The 18,956-nt window shown below is 69.3% G+C and carries 15 protein-coding genes, 2 pseudogenes and 1 other annotated feature; of the genes and pseudogenes, 9 read left to right on the forward strand and 8 right to left on the reverse strand.

Going from position 1 to position 18,956, the window contains the following annotated elements; all coding sequences use genetic code 11:
- Nucleotides 1-22: 22 nt before the first annotated feature.
- The 3 genes from PZB75_RS28770 to PZB75_RS28780 all read right to left on the reverse strand — a co-directional run bounded on the left by PZB75_RS28770 (nucleotide 23) and on the right by PZB75_RS28780 (nucleotide 1,366).
- On the reverse strand, nucleotides 23-838 hold the full coding sequence (locus tag PZB75_RS28770) for a fumarylacetoacetate hydrolase family protein (RefSeq protein WP_275538214.1): 816 nt from the start codon (nucleotides 836-838) through the stop codon (nucleotides 23-25).
- A 163-nt stretch (nucleotides 839-1,001) separates the two neighbouring features.
- Nucleotides 1,002-1,202: a hypothetical protein gene (locus PZB75_RS28775; protein ID WP_275538215.1), complete on the reverse strand. Its 201-nt coding sequence runs from the start codon at nucleotides 1,200-1,202 to the stop codon at nucleotides 1,002-1,004.
- Complete coding sequence (locus PZB75_RS28780) at nucleotides 1,199-1,366, reverse strand: hypothetical protein (RefSeq protein WP_275538216.1); 168 nt, start codon at nucleotides 1,364-1,366, stop codon at nucleotides 1,199-1,201. Before PZB75_RS28780 ends, PZB75_RS28775 begins: the two co-directional genes overlap by 4 nt.
- Nucleotides 1,367-1,694: 328 nt before the next feature.
- Between PZB75_RS28780 and PZB75_RS28785 the strand changes: the two genes are divergently transcribed.
- From PZB75_RS28785 to PZB75_RS28795, 3 genes are all read left to right on the forward strand, one after another.
- A complete protein-coding gene (locus PZB75_RS28785) occupies nucleotides 1,695-2,693 on the forward strand; it encodes an XRE family transcriptional regulator (RefSeq protein ID WP_275538217.1) in 999 nt (332 codons plus the stop codon).
- Between the two features lie 16 nt (nucleotides 2,694-2,709).
- Complete coding sequence (locus PZB75_RS28790) at nucleotides 2,710-3,282, forward strand: HD domain-containing protein (protein WP_275538218.1); 573 nt, start codon at nucleotides 2,710-2,712, stop codon at nucleotides 3,280-3,282.
- A 281-nt stretch (nucleotides 3,283-3,563) separates the two neighbouring features.
- A complete protein-coding gene (locus PZB75_RS28795; protein ID WP_275538219.1) occupies nucleotides 3,564-3,686 on the forward strand; it encodes a hypothetical protein in 123 nt (40 codons plus the stop codon).
- 66 nt (nucleotides 3,687-3,752) lie between these two features.
- Here PZB75_RS28795 and PZB75_RS28800 read toward each other — a convergent pair.
- The 3 genes and pseudogenes from PZB75_RS28800 to PZB75_RS28810 form a co-directional block, all read right to left on the reverse strand.
- A pseudogene (locus PZB75_RS28800) lies at nucleotides 3,753-4,944 on the reverse strand (IS3 family transposase).
- Nucleotides 4,583-4,711, reverse strand: a sequence feature (AL1L pseudoknot). (Overlaps the previous pseudogene by 129 nt.)
- A 146-nt stretch (nucleotides 4,945-5,090) precedes the next feature.
- Nucleotides 5,091-5,764 (reverse strand): annotated as a pseudogene (locus PZB75_RS28805) (response regulator).
- A 169-nt stretch (nucleotides 5,765-5,933) separates the two neighbouring features.
- Entirely contained in the window at nucleotides 5,934-6,359 is a 426-nt protein-coding gene (locus PZB75_RS28810; RefSeq protein ID WP_275538220.1) for a response regulator transcription factor, read from the reverse strand.
- A gap of 834 nt (nucleotides 6,360-7,193) precedes the next feature.
- On the opposite strand from PZB75_RS28810, the gene PZB75_RS28815 reads away from it, so the two are divergent.
- The 6 genes from PZB75_RS28815 (at nucleotide 7,194) to PZB75_RS28840 (ending at nucleotide 15,369) form a co-directional block, all read left to right on the forward strand.
- Nucleotides 7,194-10,307, forward strand: coding sequence for an amino acid adenylation domain-containing protein (locus tag PZB75_RS28815; protein WP_275538221.1), 3,114 nt, complete (start codon nucleotides 7,194-7,196; stop codon nucleotides 10,305-10,307).
- Nucleotides 10,308-10,365: 58 nt separating this feature from the next.
- Complete coding sequence (locus tag PZB75_RS28820; RefSeq protein WP_275538222.1) at nucleotides 10,366-11,034, forward strand: hypothetical protein; 669 nt, start codon at nucleotides 10,366-10,368, stop codon at nucleotides 11,032-11,034.
- Nucleotides 11,035-11,104: 70 nt separating this feature from the next.
- Nucleotides 11,105-12,022, forward strand: coding sequence for a class I SAM-dependent methyltransferase (locus PZB75_RS28825; protein WP_275538223.1), 918 nt, complete (start codon nucleotides 11,105-11,107; stop codon nucleotides 12,020-12,022).
- A gap of 266 nt (nucleotides 12,023-12,288) precedes the next feature.
- Nucleotides 12,289-13,548 (forward strand): FAD-dependent oxidoreductase, encoded by a 1,260-nt coding sequence (locus PZB75_RS28830; RefSeq protein WP_275538224.1) that lies wholly within the window; start codon nucleotides 12,289-12,291, stop codon nucleotides 13,546-13,548.
- 12 nt (nucleotides 13,549-13,560) lie between these two features.
- Complete coding sequence (locus tag PZB75_RS28835; RefSeq protein ID WP_275538225.1) at nucleotides 13,561-14,361, forward strand: HisA/HisF-related TIM barrel protein; 801 nt, start codon at nucleotides 13,561-13,563, stop codon at nucleotides 14,359-14,361.
- Nucleotides 14,362-14,370: 9 nt separating this feature from the next.
- Nucleotides 14,371-15,369, forward strand: coding sequence for a zinc-dependent alcohol dehydrogenase family protein (locus tag PZB75_RS28840; protein WP_275538226.1), 999 nt, complete (start codon nucleotides 14,371-14,373; stop codon nucleotides 15,367-15,369).
- 157 nt (nucleotides 15,370-15,526) lie between these two features.
- Here the strand turns inward: PZB75_RS28840 and PZB75_RS28845 are convergent, their stop codons facing one another.
- Nucleotides 15,527-17,506, reverse strand: a complete 1,980-nt coding sequence (locus tag PZB75_RS28845; protein ID WP_275538227.1) for a TOMM precursor leader peptide-binding protein — start codon at nucleotides 17,504-17,506, stop codon at nucleotides 15,527-15,529.
- Entirely contained in the window at nucleotides 17,499-18,920 is a 1,422-nt protein-coding gene (locus PZB75_RS28850) for a hypothetical protein (RefSeq protein WP_275538228.1), read from the reverse strand. Before PZB75_RS28850 ends, PZB75_RS28845 begins: the two co-directional genes overlap by 8 nt.
- Between the last annotated feature and the right edge of the window lie 36 nt (nucleotides 18,921-18,956).

Genomic DNA, 18,956 nt, shown 5'->3' on the forward strand with positions numbered 1-18,956 from the left:
CTTCAAACGAAGCGGTCAGGACTCAGACGGCGTGCGTACGGATGGTGGGGAGCCGGGGCGACGTGGCCCGGATGTCCATGTCGGCGGTGAGCGGGATGCTGGCGTGCACGGAACCGGCCAGGACGATGTCGCCCGCGCGCAGCGTGGTCTTGAGGACGGGGAGGCGGTACGTCAGCCACATCAGCGCCTTGAACGGGTCGCCGAGGATGTCGCGTCCTTCCCCGGTCGCCACGGTCTGGCCGTTGACGGTGACCGTGATCCGCTCTGCGGAGACATCCTGGATGTCGCTGACGGGGACCGGGGTTCCGGTGATGACCCGGGCGCACGCGGCGTTGTCGGCGATGCTGTCGACCAGCGTGATGTTCCAGTCGGTAAAGCAGGTGTCGAGGACTTCGAACGCGAGGAAAACCTCCGCCACGGAGGCGCGGACGGTACGAAGGTCCGTGGGGGCGTTCAGGTCGCGGCCGATACGAAAGGCGATCTCCGTCTCGATCCGGGGCGCCATGAAGTCCGCGATGCTCAAGCGGCTGCCGCTGGGCGAGATCATGTCGTCGAGGACGAATCCGGAGTCGGGCTGGTGGATGCCCATCTGCTGCTGCATGGCAAGCGAGGTCAGCCCTATCTTGTGACCGACGACGCGACCACCCGCCGAAACGCGACGCGCCACGTTGAGCCGCTGAATGCGGTACGCATCTTCGAGAGCCAGGCCCGGGAACCGGCTGGCCAGCGGCGGCACGGGAGTACGGAAGCGGCTTGCGTCCGCCAGTTCCCCGGCCAGGGCGGCGAGGGACGGTCGCTTCTCACCATGGGGCACGTGGGAGTTCAGCAGCTTGACCATCCGTGCTTCTCCTTCGCTGAATGTGGCAGAAGACTGTGGCTGGGGGCGTTTCAGAAACTGGGCGTGCCGGCGATGGCCAGCGCGACTACGGCGAACGTGGCTACGACGACGAACGCGAGGACAGCCAGGTGCTGGCGCCAGCCGGACCAGGGGCGTAACCGGGTCACAGGAGCTGGATGTTGTCCGCGGCCGTCGTCCACTCGATCCCACCCCGGGGACGGATGTGCGCGATCCGCACGGTGCCGTGGCTGTGGAGCTCATGCGTCACGGCGACGAGGAGGCCCTCACCGCGCGAGGTAAAGTCCCGGACGTTCTTGTTCAGGAGTGGGTGCTGCTCGTACCCGTCCGGATCGACCGGGTTCACGTTCCCGCCTCCGGTCGGCTCGCGGCACGGCACATGAACTTCTCCCAGCCGTCGGCCGCCCGCAGGCGCAGAGCACGGCTCGGCGCACCCACCTGGGGCTCCGGCGGCGTGTATGTCCGGCCGCTCGCGCCGGGGGCCCTACGGGGCAGTTCGGAGGCGGTCACGTGGTCGCTCCTCTCGTGTGGACAGCAGCGGGCCGCGGTTCGGGACGCGACGAAGCCCGCTGCCTCGGGGGCCGCCCGGAGTCCTCAATCTCCGAGCGAATGCGTCAACAGGCTGAACCCTTCCGGGTGCTGTCGGTTTCCGCGTCTTGAACGTACGGTCACTCTGAGCGCGGTAGGACTGACTGGCAGTACGGGTTGGGGGCAACGCGCACTCGGGGAGCAGGACATGGCGGCGAGACCGCCCGCACGGGGACGTGCGGCAAGAGGATCGGTTGCGGGGTTCGTGCTGCGGTTGGCGCGGGAGAGCATCCCCCGCACGCAGACGACGATGGCGGAGGCCCTGGATGTGGACCTGGGCACCTTGCAGGGCTGGGAGTCGGGGCGCCGCCCATTGGCGAACATGAAGGCGGGCGCGCTGCTCAGGCTGCGGCGCCGGCTCGGGCTGCTCGGCGCGGATCCGCAGGTGGTGGGCTTACTCGATCCGGCGATGGACGCGGACCAAATCATCGGGGCAGCGCTCGCCGCACCGGAGGAGCTGGACCTGCACCCGCTGGCGTCGTGGGTGCACACGAGGGACACCGCGCACATGCTGGCGTGGGCCTTGACGGGGCTGGCGCCCCCAGCCCTCGCCGGCCGGGTTCCGGCACCCAGGCGGGGGCCTTCGGCTCTTGCCCCGCAGCTCGGCATGGGAGAGCGGGCGCAGTTCTTCGCGCACCTGCGGGAGACCGCCGAAGCGGCGCGACGCCCGGCAGGCGGGGCTCTGCTACACCGCCAGGCACTCTATCTCGCCTCATACGACCGGGGACCCGCGGCGGCGTCCTGGACGGCGCAAGCCCTGCACGCACGGCGCGGGGTGCTGGCCCGACGGGGGTGGTCGGAGCACTGGGCGGAGGCGCGTTCGACGGCGACCGCGTTGGCCCGGCTGGGTGATCCCCAACCGCTTCTGGACTTCATCGAGCGTTCCCTGGCCGACGACGACACTGCCGAGGCCGCGAACTTGAACTACTGGGCCTACTGGCTCGGCGGCGTACGACTGCCACAGTCCGACGACCGGTTCATGAGGGATCGGGAGCTGACCGCCTGGGACCCGGTCACGCTACTGCGGGGCCTGGTGCGAGGGTTCCACTACGCCCCTGGGTATGTCGACCTGTACGCCCACACCCTCTGGGCTCTGCTGATCGCGCACCCATGGCTCCCAGAGGCGGCGAAGGGGCTGGCGGCGGACCTTGAGGAACGCACCGAACGGGTGCTGGACGGGGGTGGGATCTCGGAAAGGACCCGCCGCGAACTCAACTTCGTGCACTACGTTTTGCGTGATCGCACCTGAGAGCGGAGGTCAGCACATGGCGGACGACACGGCAAAGGGCACGGCCGGCTTCATTTTCGAGATGGGCGTGATGAAGCAGGCCAAGAGGACCGGCTGGTGGTTCACCGGCAACAACAACCCCGAGTCGATCGCCGACCACTCGTTCCGCGTTGGGATCATCGGCGCCGTCCTCGCCATGATGGAGAGTGTGGACCCGGCGAAGGTCGCGCTGATGTGCCTCTTCCACGACACCCAAGAGACCCGGATCGGGGACATCCCCCATATCGGCCGCCGCTACATCAAGGCCGCGCCGAATGAGACCGTCACCGCCGACCAGATCGCCCGCGCGCACCCGGCGGTGAAGGTCGGAGTCCACCGTGTGGTCGAGGAGTACGAGGCCAACGACAGCCCCGAGGCGATCGTGGCCAAGGACGCGGACAAGCTGGAGTGCTTGGTGCAGGCGGTGGAGTACCGGGCACAGGGAAACACGCTGGTGCAGGACTGGATCGATACGTCGTTGAACAGCCTCAAAACGGCGTCTGCCCGAGAACTCGCCGAGGCGGCCCTCACGATGTCGCCGCTGGAGTGGCGCCAGACCTTCCTCGGCTGACCGAGTGAAACGGCGTAGCCTCCGCCCCGGAGCGATCCGGATCGGCGGAGGTTACGCCGTGTTCAAAACATGCGCCGCAGCTTGGCAAGGTGGGCCCGGCGGCCGAGGAGGCGATGAGCCGGTCCTTCAACCGGGAGGCAACCCCACTCGGGACCTTCAAAGGCGTGCCCGTCCGTGGACGTCGGATCCGCGGTGACGTCCTGGGCGAGGCACGGCACGAAGTACTGATCGGATTCCTGCAAGAGCCCGTAGAGCTGAGCCGCCACGAGCAGCGAAAGCGATTGAGTAATCTAACAGGCGACCGGCTCGACACCTTCCTCGACGGCCGCCTGCTCACAACCGTACGCACGATCGACGGCCCGCGACCCAGTTGGGACCGGATCAGCGCAGAGCTGCTGGGGTGAGTCACGAAGTGCAGCCGTCGTGAGAGGGGCTGCGGGCAGTGAACCGCTCCGGGTTCGGCGGAGGCTCTATGCGTTGACTCCAGCCGCCGGTTGGGGGTGGTATTGAGCGTAGTGATTGGTCTCGTGTTCGTGGGGCGGGATGTCCCCGATGGCGGTATGGAGGCGCTGGTTGTTGAACCAGTCGACCCATTCCGCGGTGCCGAGCTCCACGTCGGCCAGGCCGCGCCAGGGCCTGTGGGGCTTGATCAGTTCCCTTTTGTAGAGGCCGATCTGGGACTCCATGAGCGCGTTGTCCAGGGCGCCGCCGACGGTGCCGATTGAAGCGGCGATGCTGGCCTCGAGCAGGTGGGCGGTGAACGCGAAAGACGTGTATTGACTGCCCGTGTCCGAGTGATGAACGAGCCCGGGATCTGCGGATGCCAGCCCGGTCTCGGCGCCACAGGGCCATGTCGAGTGCGTCGAGGACGAGCTTTGCCCGCTTGCTGGTCGCGGCCGACCAGCCGACGATCGCCCGGGAGAACACGTCCACGACGAAGGCGACGTAGACGATGCCGGACCAGGTGGCGACATAGGCGAAGTCGGCTACCCATCGCTCGTTCGGACGGGATGCCGTGAAGTCGCCTCTGAGCAGGTCAGAGGCCCGCTCATGGCCGTCCTCGTGGATGGTGATGCGGATGCTCTTGCCCCGTCGGGCACACTCAAGACCGAGGTCATGCATCAGGGGGCGACCGTGTCGCGGGCCACGGGGATGCTCTCACGGTGCGGCTGCCGCCAGACCTTGCGCACGCCGTAGACACCGAAGTTGTCGGCGTGGGCGCGGCTGATCTGTGTCTTCAGCTCCGCGTCGCGGACCAACCGCTGGCTGGGGGCGCGCTTCCGAGCGGGTAATAGGAGCTCGTGGCGATCTTCAGTCCGTGGCTGCTCAGGACTTTGCAGATCGGCTCGACTCCGAACACCTGCCGGTGGGTGTCGATGAACGCTGTGAGCGCTTCAACGGCCGGTCGAGCTCGGCCGCGAAGAAAGCCGAGGCCGCCTTGAGGATCTCATTCGCCCGGCGCAGCTCGACCCCGGGACGCCGGCCAGCGTTGAGCTCGGCCTTGCGGACCCACATCCGCGCTGTCTCAGCGGCACCGATGCCCAGCTTCGCGGCAACCGCCTTCATCGCGGCCCACTCAGTTGGGTAGTTGGGGCGGACCTCCGCGACCATGCGCACCGCACGCTCACGAAGCTCGGCAGGGTAAGGAGACGGACGGGCCATGACACGATCCTCTCAGGGAATCGAGCCTCCATCAGACCCGGAGCGGTTCACGGCCGGATCGTCCTGGGACCAGCACCGGATCAAACGGGGTTCGGCGGGCGACCGATCGGCCGGTTTCGTCCGGCAGTTGTACCGCGACAGCGAACTCAGGCGAGCCAGCCGTAGCGGCGCTCGGGTCTGCCGGCGGTCCCATACCGCAGGGACAGCTCGGCGCGGCCGGTGTCGTGGAAGTATTCGAGGTAACGACGGGCGCTCACCCTTGAGACACCGGCTCGGGCCGCGCACTCGGCGGCGGACAGCGTTCCGTCCGTACCGGACAGTGTGCGTTCGATCAGCTTCGAGGTCTCCCGCTCATGCCCTTCGGCAGCGTGACGCTCAAGGCCGGCAAGTGGCCTCCGGCCAGTACCCGGTCCACGTCGGCCTGGTCTCTGACGACCGCGGTGAGCAGACTGTTGCGCTGTGCGGCGTACTGCACGAGGCGAGGACGCAGGTCTTCGAAGACGAACGGCTCCAACAGGTAGTTGACCACGCCCTGACGGACGGAGCGGCGGACCGCGTCGGCATCGCGCGAGGCGCTGATCACCATGATGTCGCAGTCGTGCCCGTCGATCCGCAGGCGGGGAATGACGTCCAGACCGAACATGTCCGGAAGGTGGAGATCGAGCGGGACCAGGTCGGGCCGTAGTTCACTGACGGCCGTGATCGTCTGCTCGCCGGTGCTCGCTGTGCCGACGGCCCGGAAGGACTCGACGCTGTCGACGTGAGCCTGGTGGATGCTTGCCACCACGAAGTCGCCGTCGACGACCAGTACATCAATCATCGGAAAGCTCCTTCCGGTACCGCGTCGGACAGGGGGTCGACGGACATCCTCGCTGTGAACATGGCGCCATCGGGTGGTGAAGCGGAGTCGACGGCGACGGCCGGTGGTGACCAGTTGGGCGGTGGCGGAGAATTGAGCCCATTTCCGAAAGGCCGAGGCCAGGTTTCTGTCAGGCGCCAGAATCCGTGCCGCGCCAGGCGGCAGAGGCGCTGAAAAACCTCGTCATCGCCTCGGCGCGACTTGACACTCCGAGTTTCCGGTAAATCGAATGAAGATTATTCTTTACCGTGCGCTCGGCTATGCCGAGGCTGCGTCCTATCTGTCGGTTCGACATTCCGGTCAACAGTAGATTGAAAACCTCGCTCTCGCGTTCCGTGAACGATTCAGTTTCTCTGTCCAGAAACACCGTCAATGCTTCTTCGCGTCCAGAGGAAGGATTTTGTGGTGTCTTGATGAAGGTGTGCGGCGGAGTGGGGTGCGACTCGTACCCATCGACCAGGACCTGCAGTAACTGAGTTATTTCACCGAGGTCTTCGAGTAGTTTCCGTAGGCTGCACAAGATCTCCTGATCGTGGGCTCCCTTTTCGTCCGGCACGACGACGCCCCCTGGGGTAGATTCTGGCGCTCAGAGAAAGGTCAGCGGTTCTGCGGTCCGAGGCGGGACGGACGGGGTTATTATTCCCTGGTTCTCCGGGCGGTGAACCGCAAATTGGACCGGGTTCCATTTCGGTGATCAACCTCTTTTCCGTGATGACGACTCTGACTCACTTTCAGTCCGGCACCACTGGCTCACCTGTGCCCCTGTGGTACCCAAGTCACCACACGACAGCCCGGGGAGGCTTCAGATCGTCGCGCGATCACCACGGGAGGAGCGATGAGAGAGTGCTGGAAATGTCGATCTACAGGTGTGGTGCGCCTGTGGTTCGTTACGGATCAGTCCCTCTCGGTGCCGGGGAAAAACGTTTGGAACCAAGGGGCCTGGTGCCGTATCGAAGGTACCGGAAGCCTTGGCGTTTTCGGGTTTGAGGTCAGGGTACCCGTGCCTGCGGACGGCGGATAATTCAATTACGCCGGAGAACCGGAGACGGGGAAGCCGTGAATTCTGAACCTGTGTGTGGCGCTGCCCAGTTTCTTATGGAGCAGGAAAAGGTTGTCGGCCAGGTGAGTGCGTCAGGCCGCGATCAGCCGGCGACGGGCAGGTTCGCGAGCGGAACATGTGGACCATGGTGCAGGCCGGCCAGTTGGGCCCGCAGTGCGGGACCGCAGCCTCATCCCTGCTTCTGGCTCAGTTCCCGAGCGGGCCGGAAGTCAATTCGCTCGCCGGGCTGAGCACGCCGGGTTCGCCCTCGTCCGGTCTCCTGATCGCTCGTAGGCCGGTGCCGAATTTGTTTTTCCTGCCCCGGTCGGTTGACTCACGAAGGGATTCGACATGCCGTCGACGGCGAGCACGCCGAACAAACGCGCCCCCGAGCACGTCCGCGCGTGCGGCGCCACCAGCACCGGTTATCCGCGCGACGCCCTCCTTTCGGCCCTGTTCTCCGAACAGGCGCTACGATCCCCGGACAGCGATGCCCTGGTGTGGAGCGACGGCCGCTGGACGTTTCGGGACCTGCACGGCCGAGTGCGCCGGGCCGCCGCGCAGCTGCGCGCCCGTGGCGTCGGTGACGGCGACATCGTCGCCGTGCTGCTGGGACGCTCCCCCCAGTCGGTGATGACCGCGCTCGCCATCCTGGAAGCAGGCGCCGTCTACCTGCCCCTCGATCCCCGTACACCCGAGAAGCGGCTTGTCGCGGTGGCTCAGGACGCGAAGATCAAGTACCTCGTGGCCACGCCGGACACCGCTGTTCCCCAGGCTCTTCGACTCTTGGTTGTCACCACCCATGACTTGGAGGAGGAACCACGGGCGCAGGCCCCGCGACGGACAGCCGGACGCATGGCGACGGACGCCGCGTATCTCATATACACCTCCGGCTCGACCGGTGCGCCCAAGGGCGTGCTGTGCTCCCACCGAGGGCTGGTGCGCTTCGTGACCGCCGATCACCCGGCGGTTCCGGGGCCCGGTGACCGCCTCCTCGCCACGACGAACCCGACGTTCGACGTCTCGTGCTACGAGATCTTCTGCACCTTGCTCAACGGGGGATGTCTGGTTCTGCCGGCCCCTGACGACCTGCTCGACACCGAGGCACTGGCGCAGCGCCTCCGGCGCGATCGCATCACGACCCTGTGGCTGAGCGCCGGTCTGTTCCACCTTCACGCGCAGACGGCACCACACATGTTCTCCGGCCTGCGATGTCTGATGGTGGGGGGTGACACGATCAGCCCCGGAGCCGTCCGCGCCGTGCTGGCCCAGGGCGCGCCGACCACTCTGGTCAACGCCTACGGGCCGACGGAGAACAGCGTCATCAGCACCTCCCACACGATCCGCGCACTGTCACGGCACGCGGAACTCGTGCCCATCGGCACGCCGGTGTCCGCCACCACGGCCTACGTGGTCCGCCGGGACGGCAGCCCGGCCGAGGCAGGAGAGGAGGGGGAACTCTGGCTCGGCGGAGACGGCGTGGCGATGGGGTATCTCAACGACCCGAGGCGGACCGCGGAGCGCTTCGTCCCCGACCGCTACGGAAACGATCCACAGGGCCGCCTCTACCGGACGGGCGACATGGTGCGCCGGCGTGCGGACGGAGTGCTGGAGTTTCTTGGGCGCAGGGACAGGCAGGTGAAACTGCGGGGCTTCCGGGTGGAGTTGGACGAGGTCGAGGCCGTGCTGTCCACCCACCCCGACGTCCGGCAGGCCGCCGTCGACGTACTGGGTGAAGGGCCGGGAGAACACCTCGGCGCAGCTGTGGTCTGCTCTCCCCACGCGGATGCCGCCGCACTCGTCCCACACCTGTACGAGCATGTCCGGGACCGTCTGCCGGCACACATGGTGCCCAGCAGGCTCGTCTGCGTCTCCGATCTGCCTCTGACGACCAGTGGCAAGGCGGACCGTGACCGTCTCCTGGCCCAGCTCTCCCGGCCGGAAGCAGGCCCCCGTGGTGGCACGGCGCCGGAAGGCGCGGACGAGACCGCCGTCGAGCGGATCTGGTGCGAAGCCCTGGGTAAGGACGCCGCGGTGCGAGGCGACGACTTCTTCGCGCTGGGCGGTACCTCGCTCATGGCGACGCAGGTCGCCACGGCCACTCGCCGCGGCTTCGGCATCGATCCGAAGCACGGCAGGGAACTCATCCGTGTTCTGTTGAGCAATCCGACACTCGGCGCGTTCGCCCGGCAGGCACGGGAACTCGCCGATCAAGGCGCGACCCAGGTGCCACGCGAGACCACGGACTTCCATGCCGAGGCGCGACTGGAACGGGCGCCCTCTTTCGCCGGCCCGCTGCCCGACGTAGGACGCCCGGGCACGGTGTTCATCACCGGCGGCACAGGCTTCCTCGGCGTCCACCTCATCGACCGGCTCCTCCGGGCCGGTGCGGAACGCGTCCACTGCCTCACCCGCACGCGAGACGCGTCACGCGGCGCCGCGCGCATCGCGGCCAGGACCCGACGCCACGGATTGGACCCGCGACGCGTGAACGACCGGGTCACGGCGGTCCCGGGCGAGTTGTCCGCCGAACGGTTCGGCCTGGACAGGACCGCCTGGGAACGGCTGGCACGGGAAAGCGACCTCATCGTGCACTGCGGCGCACAGGTCAACTTCGCCTACCCCTACGAAGCACTGGCTCCGACCAACGTCGGCGGCACCCGCACGGTCATCGAACTGGCCGCCGCGCACCGGCTCAAGCCCGTACACCACATCTCCACCGTCGGTGTCATCGCCGGATTCGGCCTCGCCGGCGTCCGGCACGTGACGGAGGAGACGCCACTCGCCCACCCCGACCGGCTGTCGCTCGGCTACATCGAGACCAAATGGGTCGCCGAGAAGATGATGACGGAGGCCGCACACCAGGGGCTCCCTCTGTCGATCCACCGCCCCTACGAGATCACGGGCACACGTGACCGGGGCGTATGGAACACCGACACCATGATGTGCGCGCTGTTCCGCACGATCGCGGAGTCCGGTGTGGCCCCCGACGTGCCGCTGCCGCTCAACTTCGTCCCGGTGGACTACACAGCCGACGTCATCACCCGGGTGATCACCCACGAGAAGCCCGACGGCCGCGTCTACCACCTCACCAATCCCCAGGAGGCACAGCTCCCCCTCCTGGTCGACCGTCTGCGCGCCGCTTCCTACCGTGTGCGGGCGGTCGGATACGAGGAATGGGTGGACGGGATCGTCCAGGCGACCAGCGAGGACCCCCAGCACCCGATGGCGCCGTACGTCCAGATGTTCGCCGAACCCATGACCGGCACGGACATCGCCATCGAGCAGATGTACCTCTCCGGCACGTTCCCCGACCTCAGCCGTGACAACGCTGACCGGGTGACGGCCGAGGCCGGCCTGGTGTGCCCGCCGGTAGACGACCGGCTGATCGACCTCTACCTCGGCCACCTGCTGGAAAGCGGGTACCTACCGCCGCCGGAGGTGACCCGCGGTTCCTCCTCCTGAGTTGTCCGTCACCCGCGCCACCGGCCCGCATGTCATCGACGCATTGGAAGGGAATCACATGAGCACTCAAGGTCACGGCGACGCCAGGACCCTGGCTGACGATGTCCGGCAGACCCTCTCCGGGACAGCTCCCGGCAGTCCTCTCGTACTGGCCCCAGTGACCGGTCCCGGTGCCGTCGAGCCGTTACGGCGCCTGGTCGCGATCGAGTACCAGTCGCACGCTGTGGAACTCGTCGCGTACGGAACCCTGCTGGCCCGGTTCCCCCACAGGCCCGCCGCCGAGCTGTGGCTGACCGTGGGAGGAATCGTCCACGGCGCGACTCCCAAGCTGCTACGGGTGGCGCGCGCACTGGGGATGAGGGAAACCGACCTGGTGCGCTGGCCGGCGGACTTCGGCGCCTACTCCTTCCACAGTGCCATGTCCTGGATCGCGGCATCAGGAAGCCAGGCGGCAGCAGCCCTGGCGGCCCACACCGACATGAAGGTCTACTACTCCGGCGCCACCGCCGTCGCGCGACGCCTGCGTGAGACGGATGCCCAGGTCCCGCAGGAATTCATCGACTACTACGACGACCCCGGCGACGACGCGCTGAACGAGCTCGCCCTGACGGTGGCGCAGGACGGCCTTGACCGCGGCGACGACCCCCAGGAAGCGCTGTTCCACGCCCACCGCATCGCGGACGCGCTGCGTGAGGTGTGGAGGGTCGCGGCGCCCGGAACGGCCTGAGCCCATGTGGTGTGGCGGTGTCGGATCGCAGTCCCGGCGCCGCACCACCTGTCGGAAGGGAAGGAAACCATTGAACAGCGTCAACGATCCGGCGTACGAGGTGCTCCCGGCCCACCGCGGCGACTCGTTCCGTGAACACGTCGTGCGGGCCTACGAGGACGCCCCGAGCGACTGGCAGAAAGTCCTCGGCGATCAACTGCACTTCCAGTGGGGTGTCTTCGACCACCCCGACTCGCCCCGCCCCGTGTCACTGGACGAGGCCGGGCTCAGGCACCTGGAGCGGCAACTCGCCATAGCCACCGGCCTCGGACCCGAACACTCCACGCCCGGGCGCGTTCTGGATGTGGGATGCGGTTGGGGAGCAACACTGCGGCACCTCGCGCGGGTCTTCCCCGACTGCCGGCGACTGGACGGCATCAACATCAGCGCGGAGCAGCTCGCCCATTGCGCGGAACACGTACGCGGGGCGGACCGCCGCGTACACCTGTACCTCTGCGACGCCGCCGACATCGCCGCGCTGCCTGACGCCGAACAGCCCTACGATCTGGTGGTCGTCCGAGGCACCATCACACACTTCCCCCCGGAGGTGTACGAGACCGCGACCGAGGCCCTGGCACAGCGCATGCGGCCCGGGGCCCTGCTCGTCATCTCCGAGACGCTCTACAGCGAAGAGTTTCTGGCCGACGAGCGGCCCCTGCCCTCGGACACGGACCATCTCGCCCTGGGCCACCGCAAGTCACTCCGGTACGTCACCGACGTCCTGCGGGACAGGGGATTCGATGTCCGGGACCAGCGGGTGCTTCCCTCCGCGGAAGACGCCGCGCGATGGGTCCTGGAGCTGAAGAGCAACATCGATGTCCACTTCCCGGAGGAGGCGAGCCCGCCCCTTGAGGCGATCCGGAGCATGGCCGCGACCCTCGCCGTCGTCCTGCTCCAGCACGAGGCGTCGGTGCACAGCATCGTGGCCGAAAGGCGCGAGGCCGCCTGAATCGGGCGCCCGCGGCAGTCGGGGCGACAGCGACGTCGTCGTACGCGGTCCCCAGGCGCCTCCCACAAGCAGTTGCCGCTGCCCCGGTCAGTCCGAAGACGGAAGTGGCGGCAACTCGCCGCGGGAGCGGTGCGGGACGGATCGGACCAGGGCGATGACCCACGGGAAGCCCTTCTCACGGCGCGACTTCCGGAGGAGGGCTTCTGGGGGAGTGCGGTTACGGCATGAAAGCGCCGTGACCGTGCTTCCTCACCACAGGAGGCATGATGAGAATCGGCATTGCGGGTGCGGGGACAGCGGGCCTCACCACGGCGTGGCTGCTGTCCGGCAGCCACGAGATCGTGTTGCTGGAGGAACGCGGCACTCCGGGAGGCGACGCGCGCACCGTCAGCGTTGGCACCGGCGCCGGCACAGTCTGTCCAGACCTCGGGGTCCATGAGGTGTCGGACCAATTCCCACTGTGGTCGCGCCTGATGAGAGCGGCCGGCCTCGGACCGGACGACCTGCTGTCGGTTCCCGCCTCCCGCACCCTGCGGCACAGCGGCGACGCCCGTCCCTATCTGGTCAGCCCTCACACCGTGCGGGAGGACAGGCACCGTGAGGTGATCCTCGGCCCGGCATGGGAGGCACTGAACCGTCTGTTCCTTGAGGCATCTCGTTGGGAGGAAGAAGACCTCGACGGCGAGATCACTGTCGAGGAGGCGGCCGACTGGCCGACTCTCCCCGGCGCTCTGCGGGACGACGTGATCCACGCCCTGCCGGCCTCCGTGTTCGGCTGCGGCATCCGCGAGGTGCCGGGGCTCGCCGCCCGGGGCGTCGGCGGATTCTTCGCCCGTCCCGAACCGTCCACTTCCGAAGCCGCCCCGACGCAGAACGTGCGAGGCGGCACCCAGAAGCTCGCCCTCGCGCTGATCGATCAGCTGAGAACCACAGAGGTCCACCTGCGGGCCCGGCTGCACCGGCTGGACCGGGACGGCGACCGCTTCACGATGACCGAGACGTCGGGGCGGACTCATTCGGTGGACGCGGTCGTCTTCGCCACGCCTGCTCATGCCGCGGCAGCGGCGCTCCGGTCCCTCGGGGGCAGCAGCCGTCTGCGCGCGATCCTCGACTCCTTCACCTATCAGGAACTCGTCTACGCCGCGCACCTGGACCCCTTCGGCATGCCGCAGGAGCGCAGGCACTGGTCCACCACCAACGTGACCGTGCACGACGGATGGAGCGAGACCACTACCTGGTACGGGCCGGGCCACGGTGCCGACGTGTTCGTCAGCCAGATCACCCATCGCGGCCCGCAGCCCGGCCGCGAGGTCGCCCGGACGTCCTTCCGCACCCCCCTCCCCACTCCGGCGGCGCACCGGGCACGCCGACGCCTGACGCAGTGCCAGGGCGAGGGCGGTCTGTACTTCGTGGGCGCGTACACCCGCGCCCTGGGTTCCCAGGAAGCCGCAGTGGCCTCCGCTCTCGACGTGGCCCGCCGTCTCGCCCGCCCCGGCCCTCGTCTGCGCCAACTCACCGTCCGATAAGGAGAACCCGCCATGACCGAACCGAACACTCCCGTCTTCCACGACCGGAACTCCTACGTCGCGGATCTGATCGTCCCGTGCGTGGACGTGACCGGAGGACGTACCGAGAAGCCCTCGCGGATACCGGGGCTGCCCGATCCCCGGGACGTCGTCGGCGTAGCCGCCACCTATGCGCGCGACGGCGCCACCAAGCTCTTCGTCGACGTGACCGATCCCTGGGAGCGCGCCGACGACTTTCTCCGTCCCCTGGTGAGTCGCCTCAAAGGCACCGGCATGTCTCCCCTGGTCTCGGTCGGGCACGGTGTCGTCCCCACCGCCGACCACGTCGGGCGCTTGCTGGACGCCGGGGCCGACGCCGTCTCCGTCAGCACCAGCGTGATCGACAACCCGGACGACGTGAAGGAGGCCATCGACCGCTACGGGGCCGAACGCTTCGTCGTCGTCATCAACAGTCGCCCGCGCGGGAGCGGCGGGTGGGAAGTGTACACACACAACGGTACGAGGAACTCCTCGATCGACGCCGTGGAACTGGCCCGCAGGCTCGGAGAACTCCACGTCGGCGCCGTCCTGCCGAACGCCGTCGACAGGGAGGGAGTCGGCAAGGGCTTCGACCTGGAACTGACCCGCACCATCGCGGAAGCGTCAGGGCTTCCCGTCATCGCCTCCGGCGGGTGCGGCGCACTGGAGCACCTCACGGAGGCATTGAGCAAAGGCGGGGCCACCTATGTCCTGGTGAACTCGATGGTGCACGGCGGGAAGTTCTCCATCGCCGACATCCGCGATTCGCTCCTGGCCAGTTCGTCCTTCGCGTAGGGGGTACTCATGCGCGCCGTTGTCTTCGACCGCCACGGCGATCCGGCCGAACGTCTGTTCCTCACGGAGCTGCCACTGCCCGACACACCACCGGGAACGGTCCGGCTACGCCTGCGAGCACGGCCGGTGAACCCTTCCGACGTCCTGTTCGTCCAGGGGGACTACGGGCGGCCGGCCTCCTTCACCCGCGTCAGCGGCAGCGCCGTCAGCCCCGTCGGGTTCGAGGGCGCAGGCATCGTCGATCAGGCCGGTCCGGGAGTCCTGCTGGAGCAGGGCACCCGTGCGGCAGTCGCCGTCACGGGCACCTGGCAGGAGTACGTCACCGTCCCCCAGGACGCCGTCATCCCGGTCCCGGCCGGTCTGCCGCTCGACATCGCCTGTCAGTTCACGGTGAATCCCTTCACCGCCCATCTGCTCCTGGCCGATCTCGGAACAGAACCGGGCGACACCCTCCTCCTGACGGCGAGCACGTCGTCAGTGAGCCAGATGCTCATCCGCCTGGCACTCGACCGGGGTGTCCGCTGTGTCTGCCTGGCTCGCGACGCCCAACAAGCGTCCCGGCTCCGGAATCTCGGGGCTGAACACGTCGTGTCGACCGACGGCCCGGACGACGTGGTCGTCCACAGGGTCCGGGACGCAGCGGGAACGGGAGGCGTGGCCGCGGCCCTGGACGCGGTCGGCGGACGGCAGGGAGCGCTGGCCCTGCGCTGCCTACGCGACGGCGGGCGCCACATCGTCTACGGCTTCAGACCCGGCCACCCGCTCCCCCTGCCGCCCTTCGACCTCGTCTTCCGGGGGGTGAGCGTGGAAGGCTTCTGGCTGCCACAGCACATGGAACGGCTGAGCCCCCCGGCACTTCGGGAAGTGACCTCAACCATCGCCCGACAACTCGCCGATCACACCCTGGCGGCCCCCGTGGAGACCCACTACGATCTCGCCGACATCCACCACGCCATCGCCCACCACCTGCGCCCCGGCCGCAGCGGGAAGATCGTGCTCACCGGTTGACGAAACCCACCTCCCGGACGGACGGGAACACGGCGCCGGCCGCGTGGAGCGCCGTGTCCAGGGCCGAGCCCTCCCCGGTGTCCTCCCCGAACCCGCCCTGACAGGCACGTCCGTCACCCGGCGCGTGGATGCTCCTCTGCGGCGGCCTCGGAGAAGGTCAGGGGAACGGGTGCGGATGCGGGTTGACCTCCTCGGGGCGGAGCGGCCGGGAGGCGTGGCCGAGGCGGTGGGGGGCGGTCAGTACCCGGTCGAGTCCGGTGATGCGGCGCAGACGGTGTCCGAAGGTCATCGGGAGCAGACCGGGGACGAGGACCTTGACGCAGGAGAGACCGGATGCCGCGTGCACCGGGGTGGTCTGGTCGACGACGATCGCTTCGAGGCCGGTCGAGGCGTAACGGCCCACCAACTCGTCGAGATCCGCGCGCAGATCGGTGTGGTGCGGCCAGGCGTAGCGGTCGGCGAGTTCGCGCAGGTTCCGGCGTTCCTGCGGCGGCCGGCCGCCGGGGGTGAGCAGGAAGTCGAGGCGGCGGGCAGCGATCGGGTCGCAGTGGAGCAGCGCGTGGTCGTCCATCAGGCGGACCTGCTCGGGGTCCTCCCGCATACGGGCGGCGTCCTCCGCGCGCTGCGGGTAGATCATCCGGTACGCCTCGATGGCGGTGACCAGTTCGTGCAGTGCGCCGAAGACCCCCCGTTCGGGGTCGAGCCCCGAGCCTCCGGCGCACAGCACTCCGGGGCGGGGCGCCGCGGGCCCGGTGCCGGGAGCCGGGTGGGGCCGTGTGTCCACGGCGGCGGCCCAGAAACAGGGGATGCCCTCGGCGCCGGTCACATCGAAGACTTCCACCCGGCAGCCGTCGCGCTCCTCGATCCGGTCGGCGAGCAGGCCGATCCGACGGTCGCGCGCGGTGTGCAGGTCGACTGCGGGCGCCGGCAGTCGGGCGTACCAGGTGAGCAGGAACGCGTCGCGTTCGGCGAGTTCCAGAAGGCCGTACAGGGCGGCCTCCTCGATACAGCCGCCGAGCGCGCAGCCGTTGGAGATCTCGGAGACGAACGGCCGGTCGGCCTGCGGGTGGTGCCGGCCGAGACGGTAGTACGCCAGGCTCTCGGGGACCAGGACCGGCCGTTCGCGGGTGAGGGAGTAGCCCCAGACCCAGGGCAGGACGAGGTCGGGGTGGTAGGGCTGGAACGGGAAGCCGGGTTCCCGGTAGCGGTGGGGTTCGTGACTGCCGGTGGTCGCCGGGTCCAGTACGCCGCCGGGGTGCCGGGTGGCGAGTTCGCGGTGGCTGCCGCGCACCACGGTGCGCCGCCCTCCGGGGCGGCCTCCGCCGAGCCGCTCCAGTGCTTCGGCGATCGCGGTGACCCTGGCGGTGCGGAAGTCGAGCGCACGGCCGTAACCGCCGTCGACCGACTCGGGCGGGCCGACCTTGGCCTCGGCGAACGGCAGGGTGTGCAGTCCGCGGGACCGCAAACCCTTGAGTACGCCGGTCTCGTCGTCGGCGTAACGGGCTTCCAGCACTGCCCGCTCCGCGCGCAGGTTCCGCAGTCGCGGGACCGCGGGGTCCGGCTTGGGCCGGGCGACGCGTGGCATCGCGGCGCCGGCCGGAGAATCGTCGGGCAGACCGCCGCACTCGGGACAGAGGGGGTCGGGCAGGAAGAGGTGCCGGGTGATCCCCAGGTCGGCGAGCCGGAGCATGGTGACGGCGTGCTCGGTGGTCGCCTCGGTGGTGAGCCGGTTCAGGGCGAGGTTCGCGGCGAGGTCGGCGGCGACCGGGGTGAGCAGGGGCGAGACCGTGCCGGTCAGGCGGTCGCCGTAGGTGGCGCGCAGGGCCGCGTCTTCGGCCGCGTCGGCACGTGCTCCGGCGCGGCGGACGGCGAGACACCGGTGGCAGCCCGGTGCGCCGGGGCGGACCAGCGGGCCGATGACCACGCGGTCCAGTTCCGCGACGACGAGCAGGAACGGGTGTCCGTCGGTGACCAGGTCACGCGCACGTTCCGACGCCGCGTCGGGTGTGTCGGCCGCCAGCAGCCGGACCTCGGTCCGGGGCCACGGCATGGCGTCCGACCGGCGGACGAGGGCCTGGCCGAGCAGACCGCCGTCATGGTGCGTCCTGGCGGAAGCGGACAGGAGGCCATCAGTCATCACAACGCACCGTTCTCAGCAGGTAGGGCAGTATCCCGGTGGCGGCCGGATCATGATCGAGCGGCACGATCAGTGCGCCGTGCGCGGGGCCGCGCCGGTCGCGGAGCGCCGCCGCCACCGCCTCGTCGAACGTGGCGCCCGCGCCGAGACCCCGGGGCGCGCGTGGGCCCCGCGCGCGTACGGAGGCGGCCGGAACCAGGTGGGCCGTGCCGTGCTCGGGGGACCAGGCCCACAGAGCGGGTCCATCAGGTGTCGGGACGAACCGTCTCGGGTCGAGGGCGAGCAGCGCGTACAGCGCCAGCGCGCGTCGCGCGGTGCGCAGGCGCGCTGTGGTGAAGTCGGGACCGGTGGCGTGGACCTGATGCTCGGCCCGGCCGGTGCGCGGGTCGCGCACCAGGGCCCTGGAGGCATGCCGGGGGAACTGGGGCAGCGCCCCCTCGTCCAGGTCCGCCAGCAGTCCGCCGTACTGGTCGATGCAGCCCGCGGCGCGCCGGGAGAACTCCTCGGGGCCGACGGCCGGTCCGTCGCGCAGGGAAGCGATCCTGGCGAGGAACCGCGCTGCGGACTCCGGCGCCGCCGGCAGCGCGGCCGGGTGGGGCCGGTAGGGGTGGCGGGTGGTGGTCAGGGTCGCGGTGTCCAGCCGGACGAGCGGTTCCGGCTCGGCCGCCGCTGCGGTGGAGGAGCCGAGGAAGGCCCGCTGAAAGCAGTGCGCCAGCAGGGTCGCGGCGAACTCGGCCGCCTCGGAGGGGCATTGCGGGGTACGAGGGACGGCCTGCGTACCGTGCACGCGAAGCCAGGCGCCGAGCCAGCCGCCGACCGCGCGGCCCGGACCGGGGGAGAGCGCCGGACCCAGCCACCAGGACTCCGCGTCACGGACAGCGGCGGCGAACCACAGGCCGCGTGCGCGGCAGTCCTCGTCGAGCCGGGCGAGGGACCGCGGATCGTCGCCCGCCGCGAGCAGCAGCAGCGCGTCGTGGCCGCCGGCCGCGACCGCGGTCCTGGCCGCCGCGTGGTCGGCCACCGGCGTGACGGCCGGCAGACCGGTCAGCCGCAGCGCGTTCGTCAGCGCGTCGGCCGCGGCCGGCGCCCCGAGGACCAGCACCCGCGACCGTGGGTAGGAGGCGGCGCGCGGGTCCGGGCCTGGCGCCGCCTGGTCCGCCAACAGGCCGTGACCGTCGATGAGCCGGAGGATGCGGAGCACCACGGTGCGACGGGGTGCGTCGAGGCCGCCGAGCAGCTGTTCCACCGTGCGGGTGCCGTCCAGGAACGGAGCGAGCCGGTCCAGCCAGTCGGCGATCCCGGGGGCGGCGATCAGGTCGGTGCCACGGCTGGAGCGCACGTAGACGGTGCCGCTGCCGCTCGGGGTCAGGAAGACGTCGGGGCGCAGGAGGGGGACGGAGTCGTAGGTGATCACTGTGTCCTCGGCCGGGGAGGGGGCGGCACGGTCGGG

This window comes from Streptomyces sp. AM 4-1-1 (assembly GCF_029167625.1).
In the GTDB taxonomy this organism is placed as follows: Bacteria; Actinomycetota; Actinomycetes; order Streptomycetales; family Streptomycetaceae; genus Streptomyces.